The sequence below is a fragment of the Pseudooceanicola aestuariicola genome, assembly GCF_045763785.1.
Lineage (GTDB): Bacteria > Pseudomonadota > Alphaproteobacteria > Rhodobacterales > Rhodobacteraceae > Pseudooceanicola.
In genome coordinates, this window is sequence record NZ_JBJGSF010000001.1 from 1,625,238 (window position 1) to 1,643,537 (window position 18,300).

Annotated in this window: 18 protein-coding genes; 9 read left to right on the plus strand and 9 right to left on the minus strand. The window is 61.0% G+C overall.

Translation table 11 applies throughout. The annotated features are described in order from the left end of the window. Positions 1 to 3 precede the first annotated feature (3 nt). Genes ACI3GR_RS07495 through ACI3GR_RS07515 form a run of 5 tightly spaced genes read left to right on the plus strand, consistent with a single transcriptional unit; the run spans position 4 to position 4,261 of the window. The gene (locus ACI3GR_RS07495; protein ID WP_407493466.1) at positions 4 to 2,157 is read left to right on the plus strand and encodes a chemotaxis protein CheA; all 2,154 of its coding nucleotides are present in this window, start codon (positions 4 to 6) and stop codon (positions 2,155 to 2,157) included. Further along, positions 2,150 to 2,608, plus strand: a complete 459-nt coding sequence (locus ACI3GR_RS07500; protein WP_407493469.1) for a chemotaxis protein CheW — start codon at positions 2,150 to 2,152, stop codon at positions 2,606 to 2,608. The genes ACI3GR_RS07495 and ACI3GR_RS07500 overlap by 8 nt, the downstream gene beginning before the upstream one ends. Positions 2,609 to 2,610: 2 nt before the next feature. Beyond that, on the plus strand, positions 2,611 to 3,474 hold the full coding sequence (locus ACI3GR_RS07505; RefSeq protein ID WP_407493470.1) for a CheR family methyltransferase: 864 nt from the start codon (positions 2,611 to 2,613) through the stop codon (positions 3,472 to 3,474). Positions 3,475 to 3,486: 12 nt separating this feature from the next. Then, on the plus strand, positions 3,487 to 3,873 hold the full coding sequence (locus ACI3GR_RS07510; protein WP_407493471.1) for a response regulator: 387 nt from the start codon (positions 3,487 to 3,489) through the stop codon (positions 3,871 to 3,873). A 1-nt stretch (position 3,874) separates the two neighbouring features. Further along, entirely contained in the window at positions 3,875 to 4,261 is a 387-nt protein-coding gene (locus ACI3GR_RS07515) for a hypothetical protein (RefSeq protein ID WP_407493472.1), read from the plus strand. A 16-nt stretch (positions 4,262 to 4,277) separates the two neighbouring features. Here ACI3GR_RS07515 and ACI3GR_RS07520 read toward each other — a convergent pair whose 3' ends face one another. The 4 genes from ACI3GR_RS07520 to ACI3GR_RS07535 all read right to left on the minus strand — a co-directional run bounded on the left by ACI3GR_RS07520 (position 4,278) and on the right by ACI3GR_RS07535 (position 9,513). After that, positions 4,278 to 4,808 (minus strand): chemotaxis protein CheD, encoded by a 531-nt coding sequence (locus ACI3GR_RS07520; protein ID WP_407493474.1) that lies wholly within the window; start codon positions 4,806 to 4,808, stop codon positions 4,278 to 4,280. After that, a complete protein-coding gene (cheB, locus tag ACI3GR_RS07525) occupies positions 4,808 to 5,875 on the minus strand; it encodes a chemotaxis-specific protein-glutamate methyltransferase CheB (RefSeq protein ID WP_407493475.1) in 1,068 nt (355 codons plus the stop codon). The genes ACI3GR_RS07520 and cheB overlap by 1 nt, the downstream gene beginning before the upstream one ends. After that, a complete protein-coding gene (locus ACI3GR_RS07530; protein ID WP_407493477.1) occupies positions 5,875 to 8,811 on the minus strand; it encodes a methyl-accepting chemotaxis protein in 2,937 nt (978 codons plus the stop codon). The genes cheB and ACI3GR_RS07530 overlap by 1 nt, the downstream gene beginning before the upstream one ends. A gap of 111 nt (positions 8,812 to 8,922) precedes the next feature. Then, positions 8,923 to 9,513, minus strand: a complete 591-nt coding sequence (locus ACI3GR_RS07535; protein WP_407493479.1) for a response regulator transcription factor — start codon at positions 9,511 to 9,513, stop codon at positions 8,923 to 8,925. 158 nt (positions 9,514 to 9,671) lie between these two features. Here ACI3GR_RS07535 and ACI3GR_RS07540 point away from each other — a divergent pair, with 158 nt between their 5' ends. The 4 genes from ACI3GR_RS07540 to ACI3GR_RS07555 all read left to right on the plus strand — a co-directional run bounded on the left by ACI3GR_RS07540 (position 9,672) and on the right by ACI3GR_RS07555 (position 13,782). Continuing rightward, complete coding sequence (locus ACI3GR_RS07540) at positions 9,672 to 10,142, plus strand: putative pterin-binding protein (protein WP_407493480.1); 471 nt, start codon at positions 9,672 to 9,674, stop codon at positions 10,140 to 10,142. A gap of 93 nt (positions 10,143 to 10,235) precedes the next feature. Next, positions 10,236 to 12,722, plus strand: coding sequence for a hybrid sensor histidine kinase/response regulator (locus ACI3GR_RS07545; RefSeq protein ID WP_407493481.1), 2,487 nt, complete (start codon positions 10,236 to 10,238; stop codon positions 12,720 to 12,722). A 56-nt stretch (positions 12,723 to 12,778) separates the two neighbouring features. Continuing rightward, on the plus strand, positions 12,779 to 13,225 hold the full coding sequence (locus ACI3GR_RS07550; RefSeq protein WP_407493482.1) for a PaaI family thioesterase: 447 nt from the start codon (positions 12,779 to 12,781) through the stop codon (positions 13,223 to 13,225). Continuing rightward, on the plus strand, positions 13,222 to 13,782 hold the full coding sequence (locus tag ACI3GR_RS07555; protein WP_407493483.1) for a TetR/AcrR family transcriptional regulator: 561 nt from the start codon (positions 13,222 to 13,224) through the stop codon (positions 13,780 to 13,782). The genes ACI3GR_RS07550 and ACI3GR_RS07555 overlap by 4 nt, the downstream gene beginning before the upstream one ends. Before the next feature lie 166 nt (positions 13,783 to 13,948). Here the strand turns inward: ACI3GR_RS07555 and ACI3GR_RS07560 are convergent, their stop codons facing one another. The 5 genes from ACI3GR_RS07560 to sufC are packed head-to-tail and all read right to left on the minus strand — an operon-like array spanning position 13,949 to position 18,288. Then, the gene (locus ACI3GR_RS07560) at positions 13,949 to 15,169 is read right to left on the minus strand and encodes an aminotransferase class V-fold PLP-dependent enzyme (RefSeq protein ID WP_407493484.1); all 1,221 of its coding nucleotides are present in this window, start codon (positions 15,167 to 15,169) and stop codon (positions 13,949 to 13,951) included. Continuing rightward, complete coding sequence (locus ACI3GR_RS07565; RefSeq protein ID WP_407493485.1) at positions 15,169 to 15,753, minus strand: YIP1 family protein; 585 nt, start codon at positions 15,751 to 15,753, stop codon at positions 15,169 to 15,171. Before ACI3GR_RS07565 ends, ACI3GR_RS07560 begins: the two co-directional genes overlap by 1 nt. Next, complete coding sequence (locus ACI3GR_RS07570; RefSeq protein WP_407493487.1) at positions 15,750 to 16,232, minus strand: YIP1 family protein; 483 nt, start codon at positions 16,230 to 16,232, stop codon at positions 15,750 to 15,752. Before ACI3GR_RS07570 ends, ACI3GR_RS07565 begins: the two co-directional genes overlap by 4 nt. Further along, positions 16,232 to 17,533: a Fe-S cluster assembly protein SufD gene (sufD, locus tag ACI3GR_RS07575; protein WP_407493489.1), complete on the minus strand. Its 1,302-nt coding sequence runs from the start codon at positions 17,531 to 17,533 to the stop codon at positions 16,232 to 16,234. Before sufD ends, ACI3GR_RS07570 begins: the two co-directional genes overlap by 1 nt. Beyond that, positions 17,533 to 18,288, minus strand: coding sequence for a Fe-S cluster assembly ATPase SufC (sufC, locus tag ACI3GR_RS07580; protein WP_407493490.1), 756 nt, complete (start codon positions 18,286 to 18,288; stop codon positions 17,533 to 17,535). Before sufC ends, sufD begins: the two co-directional genes overlap by 1 nt. Between the last annotated feature and the right edge of the window lie 12 nt (positions 18,289 to 18,300).

Below are 18,300 nucleotides of genomic sequence, written 5' to 3' on the forward strand. Positions count from 1 at the left end.
AATATGACCGATACCAATGACCCAATGGCCGAAATCCGCGCCTCGTTCTTCATCGAATGCGAAGAACTGCTCGAGGCGCTGCAGGACGGTCTGCAACAACTGGACGACGGCAGCGACGATCCGGAAACGATCAACATCGTCTTCCGCGCTGTGCACTCCATCAAGGGCGGCGCCGGGGCCTTCGGACTGGAAGACCTCGTCCGATTTGCACACCGCTATGAAACCGTTCTGGACGAGGTGCGCAGCGGCAAACTGAATGCCGAGGGCGAGCCGCTCAAGGTCTTCTTTCAGGCGGCTGACCACCTCTCTGACCTCGTCCGTCAATGCCGCGACGATGCAGAAATCGACCACGCCGCCAGCGACGCCCTGATCACCGCGCTGAACGAATTCCTCGGCGAAGAAGAAGAAGAGGTCACGGCAGAGGATTTCCAACCCCTCGGCGTTGCCCTGTCACTGGACCTGCCCGATCTGGATATTCCTGACGAACCGGCCGCCGCGCCGGTGTTTGAAATCACCTTCAAACCGCATCAGGAACTTTTCGCCACTGGCAACGAACCGCAAACCCTGCTGCGCAATCTCAGCGCCTTGGGCGAAGCAACGATCACCTGTCAGACGAACGACTTGCCCGTCCTCGACGATCTCGCACCGGAAACGCCATACTTCTCGTGGTCGGTCACCCTCACCGCCGAGGTGGACGAGGCGGAAATTCGCGATGTCTTTGAATTCGTTGACGGCTTGTGCGACCTGACAGTCACGCGCGTCGGCTCCGATGACACTGCTCAACTGATCGACGTGGCCGAACCCGAGGTGCAGGTCGCAGCGCCGCTTCCGGTCGAACCCGAGGTTGAGGTTGCCGAAGCACCGGCCCCCGCGCCTGAAGAGGTCCCCGCAGCAGCCGAAACCTCCGCCCCGTCGGAGGCCGCAAACAAGCCCGCCGGACCTAAATCCGTCGTCCGCGTTGACCTTGAGCGGATTGAACGTCTCGTCAACTTGGTCGGGGAATTGGTGATCAACCAAGCCATGCTCGCCCAAAGCCTGGATCAGGCCGGTCTGTCGCCCCACTCCGACGCGATGAATGGGCTCGAAGAATTCCAGCGCCTCACCCGCGACATTCAAGACAGCGTCATGATGATCCGCGCACAGCCGGTGAAGTCGCTGTTCCAGCGCATGTCCCGGATCGTCCGCGAATCCTCTGCCGCCGTCCGCAAAGACGTGCGCCTCATCACCGAAGGCGAAGCGACCGAAGTCGACAAAACCGTCATCGAACGGCTTGCCGACCCGCTGACCCATATGATCCGCAACGCCGTGGACCACGGGCTGGAAAAAACCGAAGACCGCGTCGCTAACGGCAAATCCTCGGTCGGTCAGGTCCGCCTGTCGGCGGCACACCGCTCCGGCCGTGTCATCATCGAGGTGTCCGATGACGGCGGCGGTATCAATCGTCCGCGCGTCCTTGGCATCGCGAAGTCGAAGGGACTGATCGCACAGGACGCTGTCCTCAGCGACGGGGAAATCGATAACCTCCTGTTCCTGCCGGGCTTTTCTACGGCTGCCGAAGTCTCCGACCTTTCCGGCCGCGGTGTCGGCATGGACGTGGTCAAGACATCGATCCAGCAACTCGGCGGTCGCATCACCATCACCTCCGAAAAGAACAAGGGCACGACGTTTTCCATCAGCCTTCCCCTCACGCTCGCGGTGCTGGACGGGATGGTCGTCAACGTCGCGAACGAAACGCTCGTTCTGCCGTTGAACGTGGTCGAGGAAACCCTGTCTCTGGGGCGTGACGACGTCCAAATGCTGCGCCCCGGGTTCCACGTCGTGCGCGTGCGCGGCGGCTTTGTGCCGCTTTATGACCTGGGCGTCATGCTGGGCTATCGCCCAGCGCGCGACTCCCTCGAAGGCTCGATCGTTCTGCTGATCTCGCTAGAGGATGGCACACGTGCCGCCCTCGTCATTGATGGCATCCAAGATCAGCGCCAGGTGGTCATCAAAGGCCTCGACGACAGCTTCTACCGCGCGCCGGGCATCGCCGCCGCAACCATTCTGGGCGACGGTCAGATCGCCCTGATCCTTGACCCCGCCGACATCATCGCTGCTGCCGGCACCCCCCGCCACGCCGATTTGGCCATTCCGGAAAGGAAAGCTGTCAATGAATGAACATACGAAACACCAGGGCTTTGAACTGCTGACCTTCCGTGTCGCAGATCAGGAATATTCGCTCGATATCATGTCGGTACGCGAAATCCGCGGCTGGACCCGGACAACGCCAATGCCCCATTCGCCCGAATTCATGCGCGGCGTGATCAACCTGCGCGGCACCGTTTTACCGGTTATGGACCTTGCCCGCCGCCTCAACCTGCCGACGCGCGAAACCAATGATCGCAACGTGATCATCGTGGTGAAAATCAACGGCACGCTCACCGGACTGCTGGTCGACGCGGTATCGGACATCGTCGCGATGACTGAAGACGACCTGCAACCGCCGCCGGAACTGTCGTCCGACCCGCAGATGTCCGTTGTCCGCGCTTTGACCGTGATCGACGATCGCATGATCCGCGTTCTCGACCTGTCCGCCGTGGTCCCCGCCACCACTGAAGAGGCTGCTTAACCATGCCGAACGGCCAGGCTGGCCCCACCACGATCGGCGACGCTGCATTCGCCAAGATCTCTGCCCTCGCCAAGGAAGAGGCCGGGCTGATCCTGCCGACGTCCAAGGTGACGATGGTTCAGTCGCGTCTGCGCACCCGCTTGGCCGCGACCGGTTTAACCACATACGAGGCCTACGCAAAATTCGTGTCCAGCCCGGAGGGGGCCGCCGAACGGCGGATGATGATTTCTTCGCTCACAACGAATGTGTCGCACTTCTTCCGGGAAAATCATCACTTTGAGATCCTGCGCAACGCGGTGATCCCCCGGCTTCTGGCCCGCGCTAAATCCGGTCAACCGGTGCGCATATGGTCAGCAGGATGTTCCAGCGGGCAGGAACCATATTCGATCGCCATGACGCTTTTGGATGCGGCGCCCGACTTTGCAGGCCTCGACACCCTGATCCTCGCCACGGATATCGACACCCGTATCCTCGAAAAGGCCGAAGCAGGCACCTATTCCGCCCAGCAAATCACAGGCGTACCCGAAGCTTTGCGCGGCAAGTTCCTGAAGTGCACCGACCCTGACACCTACACCGTCACCGCCGACGTGAAGCGCATGGTCCGATTCAGAGAGCTCAACCTGCTTCATGACTGGCCGATGCGCACCCGGTTCGACGTCATATTTTGCCGCAACGTGGTGATTTATTTCGACACGGCGACCCAAGACAGCCTTTGGCCCCGGTTCGAAGCCGCCCTCCAGCCCGACGGGTGGTTCTTCCTCGGCCATTCGGAACGCATTTCCGAAGCATCGCAAACCCGTTTCTCATCCGTCGGCATGACGGCCTATCAGCCTGTCGCCACAAGCCCGCAAACCACTACCGCGTGAAGGAATAATAATATGGCATTGCGCGATCAAATTCGCATCATGGTCGTTGACGACATGTCGACCAGCCGGGGGCTTATCACTCAGGCGCTGGACGCCTTTGGAATTCGCAACGTCGCCAGCACTGGCGACGGCCCCTCTGCATTGAAGGCGCTGGAGACAGCGCCTGTGCACCTGGTCATTTCAGATTACAACATGCCGGGCATGGACGGGCTGCAACTGCTGCACAGCCTGCGCACCGGCCCCAAGACCAAAGGCGTCGGGTTCATCCTGATCACGGGTAAGGCCGATAAGGCGATCATCGATCACGGGCGCAAGCTCGGGATGAACAACTTTCTGAAAAAACCTTTTGAGCCCAGAGACCTGCAAGCCTGTATCGAGGCCGTCGTCGGGCGGCTTTGAGATGACGGGGGGCACTGCGCAGCGCCAAGCGGAGGCATCGGACGACATCACGATCGAGGCGTTCGAAACCGTGATGTCGGACCGCCTGTCAGACTTGCTGACCAAGCTTGAAAAGGTCGAAGCGGCGTTGTCCGACGCGTTGAACTCAGGGCAACGTCTGACCGATGAAACTGCGCAAACGCTTCAAAGCCTTGATCACGCGCGCCAGAATGCCAAAGACCTTCTGGCCATCGTGACACATGTGACCGGCAAATTAGACTGGTCCACCACCGCCCACGTCTCTCTGGCAGAGCTCTACGCCATCGTGGATATGAAAGACACACTTGCCGCTTTGTCGGAAGGACCGGGTGCTCCCGGTCCGTCCGAAGATTACGAAATGTGGATGTGAACGCCAGACGCGGTTCTTAGAACAGCTCCACACCATTGCGCTCTGGTTCTGCCCGCACCGGCTGCTCTTTGGCCTCTGTGGCCGCCACAAGCTTCTGCATAACGCGCCCCTCTGCCGGGAAAAACTTGATGTGACGCGCCGCAGTGCCGCCAAGAGAATGGCCCAGGCAATCAATCCCTTCGCGCTTCAAGAACTCCAGCACGAACGCACCGTTTTTGCCGCCGATGTCCGAAAGACCCGCCACCATTTTGGCGCCGCCGAAGACTTTGGCCTTCAGACGCGACCGATCCGCCCCACGACGTACAAGGCCGTTGATCAAAAGCTCCATCGCGTTGACGCCAGCGAAGTCGCTAAGGATGCCGCCCACGTTGGTTTGGGCCACGAGAATATGGTTCATCCCGCCCACATGCGCTTCGTCATCCCAAAGGCAGGTCGCCACGCAGGAGCCCAGGATCGTGCTGATCTGTTCGCCCGGCGTATTGCTGACCGCAAACTCACCCTGAGTGATCGTCGTGCCGCGCGAAGCGGCGCCTGATTGTGTCGCCATTAAGCAGTCACCATGGATTTATCCGTCAATCTGCAGATTTGACGCGCTATGGCATCGATCGGCAGCTGAGTATCAACTGCCCCTATCTCGAACGCGGCTCTTGGCATCCCGTAGACCGTGCTTGTGTTTTCGTCTTGACCTATGGTCGACGCGCCGGCGTCTTTCAGCGCCTTCAAACCGGCCGCGCCATCACGGCCCAAGCCAGTCAGCAAAGCGCCAACGACAAGTTCGCCAAAGGGTACGGCAGAATGAAACAACTCATCCACCGATGGATAGTGTCCGTTTGTCTTCGGCCCGTGTTTATCGGCGCAGACGAAGGTCTTCCCGCGCTGTTCAACAATCGTGTGGCGATCGCCGCCGGGGGCGAGGTAGACGTGCCCCTGCTTCAGCACGGTGCCATCGGTCGCAACCTGAACATTCATCGCGTTTTTCTGGTGTAGCCGTTCCGCAAAGCTGCGGAGGAAAACTTCGGGCATATGTTGCGAAACGACGATGGGAGGCCCGTCAGCAGGCATCGACCGCATCACGGTCTCTAATGCGGACACGCCGCCGGTCGAGGCCCCGATTAGCACGATTTTTCCATTCCAGCGTCCAAACCCCGCGGTGTTCGCCGGGGCGGCAATCGCCCGAAGACCGTCGAGCGGTTGTACTGGGCGTGATCGGGACCGGGCGGCAGCCACAACACGTGCGGCAAAGTCTTTCATGAACGCGGCGTTGAAGCCTCGGCTGGGTTTGACCTGCACGTCGACGGCCCCAAGCGACAAGGCGCGCACTGCGGCGGCGCTGCCTTCAGGCGTGACGCTGGAGAGCATGACGACCGGCATGGGGCGCAAACGCATCAGGCGCTCAAGAAAATCCAGACCGCTCATTCTGGGCATCTCTACATCAAGCGTGATGACATCCGGATTCAATGCCTTGATCTTTTCACGTGCGTCATAGGCATCCTTGGCGGTGCCTACGACCTCGATCTCCTGATGGTTGGCAAACCCTTTTTGGAGGAGCGACAGGATCGATGGGGAATCGTCCACCATCAGCACCTTGATCTTCGCGCCGTGTCCACTGTGCATCACAATTCCCTCCAGTCGGAAAAGTCAGTCGTTGAAGCCCCCTCGGTGCCCGTCGCGCGCGGCGAAGACCGGTCCCGAAGTTGCAGAATATCGGTGTAGCTTGCCGGCTGATCGCGCAGGGAAGACGCGCCTTCGATCTGGAACTGCTGGATCGTTCCAACGAGGCCTTCGACCCGTTGCGCCAACGCATGAGCCGCGGAGGTCGTTTCCTCAAACATGGCGGCGTTTTGCTGGGTGTTGTGATCGATCTCGTTCACGGCCTGGTTGATCTGGCCAAGTCCTTTGCTCTGTTCTTCTCCGGCGCGGGCGATTTCATCGATATGCCCTGCGATTTCGGTGATGGAGCCGACGATTTCCTTAAGCGCGGCGCCAGTTTTTCCCACGAGTTCAACACCATGTGACACATGTTGGCCTGAACGGGAGATCAGCGACGAAATCTGCGCGGCCGCATTGGAACAGCGTTGCGCCAGCGCGCGAACTTCGGTGGCGACGACGGCAAACCCGCGCCCGGCCTCGCCTGCGCGCGCGGCTTCGACACCGGCATTCAGCGCCAGCAGGTTTGTCTGAAACGCGATGTCGTCGATCAGGCTGATGACCTCGACCACCTCTTCGGAGGAGGCGGCGATTTCCGACATGGCCTTTTCGGCGGCATCCACCACGGCACCAGAGCTTTGGGCGCTGCTTTTCGCCTCTGCCACCAATTGGTTGGCGCGCACGGTGCCAGCGGCGGTAGACGACACACTTTGCGTCAGCTCATCCAGGCTGCTGGCGGTTTGCTGAAGGGTCGATGCCTGCATTTCGGTCCGACGCGCCATATCGTCGGCAGCCTTCACGATTTCAGCCGTTTCCTGACGCATCGCGCCGGTTTCGTCAAAAACGGCAGCAATCGCGTCGCTGAGCGTGTCCATGGAATGGTTGAAGTCATCGCGCAGCTGTTCGTATTCGGCGCCAAGCGCCTGATTCAGACGATGCGTCAGATCACCGCTTGAGATCGCGTTCATGCCAACGCTGAGCGTTTCAACCACAAGGCGCTGCGCGGCCTCTGCCTCTTGCCGGAAGGTTTCGGCGCGGGACATGGCCGCATGAGCGTCGGTGATATCCTTGCCGATGAAGAGCACGCCCGAGGTCTTGCCGTTGCGGTCGCGGATCGGGAAGACGCCGCCGTCCAGCACCGCGCCAGAGCCCGCGTGGCGGAAGACGCCAGTGCGCGCCGTGCCGCGTTTGAGATCGTCGAGCAAGGGCTGCTCATCCCCGTCCAGCAAAGCGAAGTCCGCATCGATCGTGACGGCTTTGCCCGTATTGCAGGCTTTCTCGAATATATCATTCGCGCCGATCATGCGGCCGCCCGTGTCGAATTCGGCTTTGGCTTGGTGCAGATGGATCGCGTTCAAAACGGCCTGATTGCGGCGCAGATCGGTGACGTCGACCCATTCCAGCACCAGGCCCGAATGGCTGTCATCCCCCCCGCCGATCGCGTCGACCTGAAGCTGCACGAAGGCCTTGCCGACAGCGATGTCGGTGGTGAACGGCAGGTTCTTGGGGTCGGCCAGACGCTTGCGGACCATTTCGGGGATCTTATGGAAACGGTCCATGTTCACGCCGACCAGCTGGTTTGGATCGAACTCCGGATCGACCTGACGGAAGTCGTCAAGACGATTGGTCAGAATCTCGACCACCGCGGCGTTCAGATAGGTGATGTTGAAATCACTATCCGTCATCATGATCGCGGCAGAGGTCGAGGCTAGCGCCGCGCTTTTCCGAACGTTTTCAACCGCATGCTGCTGACCTTCGAATAGCTTGGAGCGGAGGCCTTCCAGTGCTTCGCCCATCATCTGAAGTTCATCCCGCGACCGGGTGGATGGGACGCGCGTTTCGTAATCACCGTCACGCAGACGTTGGGCAGCAAGGGTCAACCGATTGACTGGACGCAGCAGAACGCGCGACGCGACATAGGCCAATGCAGCGGCCAGAGCGATCAAAAGGGCACCGCGCCAAGTGGTGGCCTGTCGCAGGGCGACCGCGTCGGCGACCAGGGCGGTTTCCGACGCCTCGATGATGACCGCAAAGCTTTTGCTGAAAATACGGACAGGTGCATAGGCCACGTAGCTGGGCGTATCCGACATCAGCTTTTGTGTGCCACGTTCACCAAACAACGCGGCAGAGCGGACATCGCCTTCGCTTACTTTGGTCTGGCCGGACAGGTCCGGGCCACCTGCAAGGATATGGCCGGCCGCGTCCATTACATAGGCCTTAGACGCCTGATCGGCGGTCTGACCGACGGCGATAATCTCACTTAGTCGTGCGGTGCCAAGCTGAACGATCAACGCGCCCGCGACGCTGCCATCCGCAGCCTTAATGGCCTGCCCGGCATAGCCCGTCAGGGCCCCGTTGATGGTTTCAAAATCGGTCAGCTGAGCGCCGCGCCCGGCGCCGGCAAGGACCTGAGCCGCCAGTCCCGAGGCCAGCGTGGGCAGGTCAGACAAGGGCCGGCCCAGACGGTCGGTATCGCGCATCGCGTAGACGATCGCACCCTCCGCATCCAATACCAGCAGATCGAGGAACCGCCCCTTGCGGGCAAAGCGTTCGAAATCGTCGGCATAGCGATCGTAGGCGGTTTTATAGGCCGAAGGCGCGGCATCGGGTGCAAGGGAAACCGTATCAGGCGCCGCACGCAGCCCTGCGCTGAGCGCGCGGAGCGCGAAACCAACGGTGGGCGATTGCACCTGATAGGTCAGGTCATCCTGAACACCGCGCCCCCATTCGGTAATCATCGCGGCCCGGATCGCTGCATCCTGCATCAGTTCTGACCGGCCATCGTCCACCAGCCTGTCGCGGGCGTCGATATAAACCATCGCCCCCATACCGGCGATCATCGCCCCGCTGAGCAAGATAAGCGCACCAACGATTTTGGCAGCAATTCCGACACGTAGCATCATGGACAAGCCCCTTTTCAAAGCCAACCGAAGGCTTTTCTGGGGTTATCGCGCAGCCAAATGAAAATAGACTTAACTGCGACGCCGCATTGACGTGAATTTTAGAAGAAGGCCTTAGACCAGCCCCAGATCGCGCGCGCGCATCGCCGCGTGGGTGCGATTGCGGGCCTCAAGCTTGCGGGACAGCGTCTTGACGTGCAGCTTGACCGTGACCTCTTGGACGCCCAGATCGCGCGCGATTTCTTTGTTCGACTTGCCCGCCGCGATGGCGCGCACGACCTCGACTTCTCGGGGGGTCAGGCGATAGGACATTTTGGACACGGCTTCGTCCGGCAGCACCGAACCGCCCGCAATCAACGTGTTCACAGCGTCGATCAATTCAGCAGGTGCCAGCGTTTTGGGCAGAAATCCCGCCGCGCCCTGATCGATCGCATGCAACGCGATATCTGGCCCCGCCGCGCCGGAAATCAGCGCCAGCGGCGTGTCGGGATAGCGGTCGGCGACGGTTTTGAGACCTTCCAGCGCCTCCATCCCCGGCATGCGGTAATCCAGCATGACAAGATCGAAGCTGGCCCCGTCCAGCGCCACCATGGCATCATCGAATGTTCCGACCGACTGCACCTCATGCGCACCATTCTGGGTCAGGTACGCGGCAATCGTTTCGCGCACCAGTTCGTGATCGTCAGCAAGTAACACTCGGCCCATTCTAGGCTCCTTCAAGTCGCAACCAGACACCCTATCCTAAAGAACAGGAAACATTCCAAAAACTTGCTATGGCGTTTACGAACCTGCAAGACACCAAGCATAACACTAAAAGACGCAAATAGAGTTAACATTGGAATAATATCAAGATGCGCTGGTTCATGATTGCGATTCTATCGCTGTTCGCCCTTCCGGCCTTGGCCGATGAACTGCCGACCAAACCCGACCCGACCCCTATTCTGACGGTCGAAACGGACACCGGCAGCTACCATTTGACCCGCGAAACGATTGCGAAACTGCCATCGCATAGCTTCACGACATCGACCATCTGGACCGACGGTCCGCAAGAGTTCGTGGGCATCCGCGTGGCAGATCTTTTGAACCTGCTCGACAAAGACGCGACCACGCTGCAGCTGACCGCGGCGAACGGCTATCAAATCGACGTACAGGCCGCGCATTTCCACGATTTTGACGCAATAATCGCCTATCTCCGCAACGGAGAGCCGATGACCCTGCGCGACAAAGGTCCGCTGTGGATCGTCTATCCTTACGATTCCGATCCGCGCTATAAGGCGGAAATCATTTTCGCCAATTCGATCTGGCAGCTGGAGCGGATCGAGCTGAAACACTGACGGAGGTTTCTCCTGCCCTCTCAGCCCGCCCCCCAAGTTGACGACACCGGCTCTGCCATCCTGTCTCGTGGACGGGAATGGTATCGGTTTGTCGTGCTGGGCGTGCTGTTTCTGCTGTCCGCCGTGGTGGTTGCCTACCTGCTGACCGACGTGCGCGCCAAGATGGCAGAGCTTGAATCCTCGCCGCAGGATAACGTGCAATGGACGCTGACCCAGCTAGAGGTCGAATACCTAACCCTGATGATCCTTGCGGAACGGGTGGATGCGCAGAATAAATCCGACCCGATCCCCCCGGACGTCAGGGAGCTGCGGCGCAAATACGATATCCTGTATTCCCGTGTGAACACGATCCGCGAAGGGTCGCTCTATGATCCCGCGGTGTCGGGCGGCGATATCGAAGACGACTTTACCGAGATCGCAAATACGATCTTTGCCCTTGCCCCGCAGATTGATCAAAACGATGCGGCGCTGCTGGCGGACCTGCCGGAGCTTAAAGCGACGCTGGACGCACTGCACCCTCAGATCCGGCGCATTCTGACCATCGGCAACCGCGGCCTGGCCCGGTCCGAGGACGCGGCACGGCAGGATGTCTCTGACGTTCTGATCCGCGTCGCCGCCGCCACGACCGTTCTGCTGGTGACGCTGCTGGCGATGACCCTGCTGTTCCGTCGCGAGGCGGCGACATCTGACAAGCGGCTGCGCGAAAACCTTGCCACCTCGGCCCGGCTGGAAGCGATCTTTTCCACATCTCGCGACGCTATTCTGGTGATGAACCAAGGGGGCAAAATCCTGCGGATGAACGACGCGGGAGAGATGATGTTCAGTCATGGTGAAGGTGGTCCGCCGGATCAGGTTGCCCAGCTTCTGGCTTACAACGATGACCAGACGCCGGTGCAGGGCAAACACCTGTTCGACGCCGCCGCATCCGGCGCGCACACGCGGTTGCGGATGACGGGCCGACGCGGTGATGGGGCGCGGTTCCCGGTGGAACTGACAGTCGGCACATCGACCCTGCCAGAACTACCGATCTGCGTGGCCGTGGTGCGGGATATTACCCATCTGGTTCAGGCCGAAGAAGACCTGAAAACCTCGCGTGACAAAGCCCGCGCGGGTGAACGGGCCAAGGCGCGGTTCTTGGGCGTGATCAGCCACGAAATGCGCACGCCCCTGAACGGCATCCTTGGGGCCATCGACCTGATCGAAGATGGCCGCGACACCCCTGATGACACGTTGGACGAATACCTGCCCGTTTTGCGCAATGCCTCGCAATCCCTGCTGAACCTCGTCGAAGACGTGCTTGACCTGACGCAGATCGAAGACGGGCTGAAACTGTCGCCCCGGGTGTTTGATCTGGATGCTTTGCTGACGGAAATCGTGCTGACCCTGCGGCCTTCGGCCCAACAGGCGGGCAACACGCTGAACCTGTCGACCGCAGGCTCTCTGGGTTACGTCACGGGCGATCCCGACCGTCTGCGCCAGATCATCGGCAACCTGATCGCCAACGCGATCAAGTTCACCACCGACGGCGATATCACGCTCGACGTCAGTCGCGGTCTTGGGGCCACGGTGGAAATTCAGGTGATGGACACCGGCCTTGGCATGACCGAGGCAGAGCTGGCCCATGCCTTCGACGATTTCTACCGCACGGACGAGGCGATCGACCATCAGATCAAAGGCACCGGTCTGGGTCTGGGCATCGCCCGCACGCTGGCCAAGGCGATGGGTGGAGAGATCGGGGCCGAAAGCGAAAAGGGCGAAGGATCGGTGTTTTGGCTAGCGGTTCCCCTGCCCCGCGCCGCACAGCCGGATCATCGGTCCAAGTCAGACCCGCGTCCCGACGTCCCCTCGGCCCGGATCCTGCTGGTAGAGGATAATGCGACCAACCGCCTGATCGCGCGCAGGCTGTTGGAAAACGATGGCCACCACGTCCAAGAGGCGACCAATGGTCAGGTCAGCCTTGATCACTGCGGACAAGAGGCGTTCGACCTGATCCTCATGGACGTCTCGATGCCGGTGATGGATGGCCCCACCGCCGCCCGGCGCATCCGTCAGACCGACGGCCCGAACCAATCGACCCGCATCGTCGCGCTGACCGCGCATCTGGCCGAAGGGCTGGACAACGAAGAGATGCAGGAAACCTTCGACGCGGTTCTGCACAAGCCGATGAACCGGGCCCTACTGAACGATCAGATCGCGCTGGCCCTGGGCGTGGCACCGGCGCAGGCGGCGCCCTCTGCCGCCGATCCGCTGGCCAGCCTGCCAGAGGCGACACGGCAGAAACTGACCAACGCCTTCGTGGCAGAGGCCGATCGCGACCTGCCGGACCTGATGCAGCAAGCCACACAAGGCCCCGACGCCCCACATGCACCGCTGGCCGATGCGCTGCACCAGTTGGCCGGTGCTTCGGCCAGTATCGGTCTGTTATCTTTGCACAAAATTCTGATCAATGCCGAAGAACAGGAACGTTCGGGCGATCGATCCGCGGTGACCCAAGGCATCACTCAGGCCCTGAACGACTGGCCAGAGATGCGCAATCGCCTGATCGGTGACGTCACGCCACAGGACGCTCTGCACGGTTGACCCAAACCATCACGCCTCCATACTAGACCGATCGGTCTATATATGGGAGGCACCCGATGTACGATTGGAACAACCCCGCGCTTCTGGCGCGGTTGAACGGCAATTCCGCAGCCGATGGTTTCAACAAATGGTTCGGGGTACAGGGCCTTGCCGCAGGCGACGGGAAGGTTGAAATCATCGTCCCCATCCGGGCAGAGCTGCGTCAGCATCACGGGTATGTCCATGGCGGCTGCATCGGCGCGTTGGCGGATATGGCCTGCGCCTGGGCGGGCGCGGCGGCCTCGGGTCAGGACGTGGTCACATCGAATTTCACGCTACATTTCCTGTCACCCGCCGTGGGCGACAAGCTACGCGCCAAGGCGCGGACCATCCGGTCAGGCCGCAGCTTGGCCACGGTCGAGGCAGAGGTCTGGTGCGAAGCTGCCGACAAAGATCCGAAACTGGTAGCGACGGCGCTGGCATCAATCGCTATACTACCCGAAAGGAGACCCCGTATTTCATGACGCGCCAAGGTACAGAAACCCGCACAAGGCTGATCCGCGCCGCCGTGGCGCTGTATCAATCGCAGGGCTATCACGCGACGGGTGTCGCCGCGATCTTGGCCCATGCAGGGGTGCCCAAGGGGTCGATGTACCACCACTTTCCCGGCGGCAAACAAGAGCTGACGGTGGCCGCCGTCGACTGGCTGTCAGAAGAAATGGCGGGACGGTTTGCGCGCGCCATGTCCGGGGATATCCCGGCTTCCAGACAGGTGGCGCGGTTGTTCTCCGACACCGCCGCATGGCTTGAGGGCCACGATTACACTCAAGGCGCGCTGCTGTCTTTGTTGGCACAAGAGGTCGAGCCGTCGGAAACCGCGCTGCGCGCCCGCATCGCCCAAGCCTACCGTGACGCGACCACGCAATTGGCTACCGCGCTAGAGGCCGGAGGGGCCGAGATGCCGGAAGAACTGGCGACGACTGTATTGGCGGCGTTAGACGGTGGTATTGCACGCGCAAGGGCGCAAAGGTCGACAGTGGGGCTGCACCGCGCGGGGGATGTGTTGTCGCGGGTTGTGTAAACCTGAAACACTCGGATTGTGATCAGAGACAGGGGTAGCGCCGACCATTAAAACGGCCCCTTCTCGGACACGCTTCGCTATCCCCTGTCAGGGCAACGGGACGCTGTCTGGCGTTGCCGACGGGCGTTACGTTTGATCAATGTCGAACGATAGGACGACGACAAATTCAAGCAAACAGATCGTGCGCCAGTTCCAGCGCCTCGACCAGCTTATCCACGTCATCGCGGGTGTTATACATCGCAAAGGACGCGCGGCAGGTGGCGGAAACGCCAAGGAAATCCATCAAAGGTCCAGCACAATGCTGGCCGGCCCGCACCGCGACCCCCTTTTTATCAAGGATGGTGGACACGTCATGCGCATGCGCCGCCCCGTCCAACGTAAAGGAAAAGATCGCGCCTTTCCCCGGCGCTTTGCCCTGCACGTTCAACCAGTTAAGGCTTTGCAGCCGGTCACTGGCATAGGTCGCCAGATCGGCCTCATGCGCGGCGATATTCTCCATCCCCAGACCCATCATATAGTCCAGCGCAACCCCCATACCGATCATCTGGACGATGCCGGGGGTGCCTGCCTCGAACTTCATCGGGGGATCGTTGTAGGTGACCGCGTCGCGCGTGACCTCTCGGATCATGTCGCCGCCACCCATAAATGGGATCATCTCGGCCTGACGCTCGGCCCGGGCATAGAGCGCCCCGGAGCCAGAAGGACCGTAAAGCTTGTGCCCCGTAATCGCGTAGAAATCCGCACCGATCTCTTGCACGTCCACGGGCCCATGCACCGCCGCCTGAGAGCCGTCGATTACCGACACTATGCCCCGGTCCCGCGCAGCGGCGCAGATCGGGGCCACGTTGACCTTGGTGCCCAGCACGTTGGACATATGGGTGATGCAGACCATGCGCGTCTTGGGGCCCATGGCATCGATCACCTTCTGCGGGTCCAGCGAGCCATCGGGTTCAACCTCTACCCACTTCAGCACCGCGCCATGACGGTCACGCAGGAAATGCCACGGCACGATATTGGCGTGATGCTCCATCACCGTCAGGATGATCTCGTCCCCCGGGTTCAGGTTCGGAACACCCCAGCCGTAGGACACGAGGTTCAGCCCCTCGGTCGTGCCGGAATTAAAGATGATCTCATCCTCAGACCCGGCATTCAGGAACCGCGCGATGATGCCACGGACGCCTTCGTAATTTTCGGTGGCGAGGTTCGACAGAAAGTGCAAGCCGCGGTGAACGTTGGAATATTCCTCGGCATAGGCCTTGGTGATCGCGTCGATCACGACCTGAGGCTTTTGCGCCGAAGCGCCACTGTCCAGATAGACCAGCGGCTTGCCGTTCACCTCGCGCGACAGGATCGGGAAATCCGCGCGGACCTTGGCGACATCAAACATCAAATCTCTCCTGTCGGGGTGCCCAGCCCCAGAATGGCCGAAAGGATCGACAGGGCGAAAATGGCCGCGACAAAGGTGCCAAGCAGCGTGCCCAACCCTTTGATCGGCGTGAAATTATGTGCGGTTGCGATAAAGACGATCATCATCCACAGCCCCCAGACGCCGACGGCCATAGCCACCAGCCAGCCCAAAGGCGGGATCGCCAGCGACAGGACGGAAATCACGACCTGCGCCAGCAGGCGCAGCCCCTGCAGCCAGACGACGACCTTCAGCATCGCGTCGATGGTTGCCGTGCCACCCAGAATGCGACCGGTAAAGACCAGCAGATGCACCATCAGCGCAAGGATGATCAGGATCGCGCCGGTGACGACAAACGGCGCATTGGCCATGCCAGCGGGGATCACCCCGGCCTGCGCCGCACCGGGCAGGATCATCCCGTAGTACATGCCGTTCAGCACGCCCAGCAGGGTCAGTGCGGTCCACAGCGCGGCGCGCGGCAGATCAACGGACAGCACCTGTTGCGCCCCGATCGCGGGCGTCTTGATCGACGCCACGATCATGGATTTCACCTGATCAAAGGTCATACCCGACCCCTTTCAACAGCCACCAGACCGGCCAGCCAGAACCACAGAAAGACCACCATCGCCAGCGCCCCGGTGATCGACGCCTGCACGCCCGGCCCGATAAAGCCCTGCGTCAGCCCGTTCAGCAAAAACACCGGTGCCGCCGCCAGCAACGCCCAGAACAGCGCCATCCGCGCCTGCAACGGCGTGGCCTTCCCGCCCAAGGGCTTGGCAATCAGATGGGATACGGCCGCAAAGGCGTAAAGGATCAGCGGCAGGATAAAGACCAGCGCCAGCAATGCGCCGCCGATCATTACCTGCAGCTCTCCGCCTTCCAGATAGGCTTCGCGCGACAGGCGCGGCCATTGCGCGATGAACAGCAAGACGCAGCCCGCCATCAGGATGGCCAGCGCCTTGTCTTCGCCCGCGCCCGCCAGCCTGCGCCGCAAAACGGTCGCAGGCCCGCGATAGGTGGCCACGATGTCCGCCATGACCGACATCAGTCGCGCCGACGCTCCAGCCAAGCCTCGACACGGCTCAGAACTTCGCCTTGCAGGGCCTCGTCCTCGATCTCGGTCACGGCTTCGGCGATGAAGGCGATGGTCAGAAGATCCGTCGCCAGACCTTCGGGCACCCCGCGCGAGCGCAGGTAGAACAGCCCCTCTTCGTCGATCGCACCCGAGGTCGAGCCATGCGAACAGGCCACGTCATCGGCGTAGATTTCCAGTTCAGGCTTAGCAAGGAACTGGCTGTCGCCGTCCAGCAGAAGCGACTGGCTGATCTGATAGCCATCGGTCTTTTGCGCGCCTTCCTTCACAAGGATCTTGCCTTGGAAGACACCCACCGCGCCGTTGCGCAGAACCTTCTTAAACACCTGACGGCTTTCACAATTTTCCGCGTCATGCGTGATGAAGACCGTATCGTCGTGGTGGAAATCGCCGTCACCCACACAAGCGCCCGCGACATGCGCGATGGCGTCGTCGCCGGTCAGTTCCAGCACGCATTCGTTGCGCGTCAGTTTGCCGTTGGCGGTGAAGGTAAAGCTTTTGAACGCGCTTTCCGTGCCAAGGCGGGCAAAGATATGCGTGATAGCCTGACGTTCGTGGTCGCGGCCCTGTGCACGGACATGGTGGAAGGACGCCTTGTCGGCGATATCGACCTCCATCACCTTGTTGAACCGGGCGGCCGCGGGGCCGTTTTCCAGAACGGTCAGTTCGGCACCCTCGTCCAGCTTGATCACGTGATGCAGCAGGGCGTCGCTGTCCGCCGCGTCGTGCCGATAGATCAGCGACACGGGGCGGTCCGCCTTACCCGTCACGTGGATCAGCACGCCGTCGGTCGCATAGGCCGTGTTCAGCGCGGCCAAGGGGCGTTCGACCGGGGTCTGACCGCGCGCTTCCAGCGTGCCGTACAAGTCTTTCGCCCAGTGAATATCGGCGCTTGTCGCTTCGGCCAGCCGCTCGATCTTGACGCCAGCCAGCTCGGGCGCATCGGACTCTTCTTCGCTGAAGACACCGTCGACAAAGACCAACTTAACACGGTCAATTTCGCCAAAGATCGGCGCTTCGTGGGCGACGAAAGCCTCGGCCGCGGCCGGGGTCGCGTCCGTAAGGCCCTGAGGCTTGGTGAATTTCCAGTATTCGTCACGCGGATGCGGCAGGCCCTGCTGGACCACACGGTCCAGCGCCTCTTTCCGCGCCGCGGCGGTCCAGCCAGCGGCCGGAACCGCGCCAAGGCTGTCCAGCCGCGCCTGCGTCACGCCCGCTTTTTGATCCATCAAAGGTTTGCGTGCAGCAGACATTACGCGCTCTCCTCCAGCAGATCGGCGTAACCGTTCTGTTCGACTTCCAGCGCCAGCTCGGGCCCGCCGGTTTTGATGATGCGACCGTTCGCCATGATGTGCACAACGTCGGGTTTGATGTGGTCCAGCAGACGCTGGTAGTGCGTGATGACAAGGAACCCACGCCCTTCGTCACGCAGAGCATTTACGCCGTCGGACACCAGCTTCATCGCGTCGACATCAAGACCCGAGTCGGTTTCGTCCAAGATGCACATGCACGGTTGAAGCACGGCCATCTGTAGGATTTCGTTCCGCTTCTTCTCACCACCCGAGAAGCCGACGTTCACGGGACGCTTCAGCATCTCTGCGTCGATCTTCAGGTCTTTGGCCTTTTCGCGCACGAACTTGAGGAAGTCGGTCGCCGACATTTCTTCTTCGCCGCGGGCTTTACGCTGAGAGTTCACAGCCGTCCGCAGGAAAGTCATGTTACCGACGCCGGGGATTTCCACCGGGTATTGGAACGCCAGAAACAGGCCAGCGGCCGCGCGCTCTTCTGCTTCCATGTCCAGCAGGTCTTCGCCGTCCAGCGTCGCTTCGCCGCCTGTAACCTCGTAGCCGTCTTTGCCCGACAGCACGTAGGACAGGGTCGATTTACCCGAGCCGTTCGGGCCCATGATCGCATGTACTTTGCCCGCCTCGACCGTCAGGTCGACGCCTTTGAGGATCTGCTTGTCCTCGTCTTCCAGTTTGACCTGAAGGTTCTTGATTGTCAGCATCTTACGTCCTTT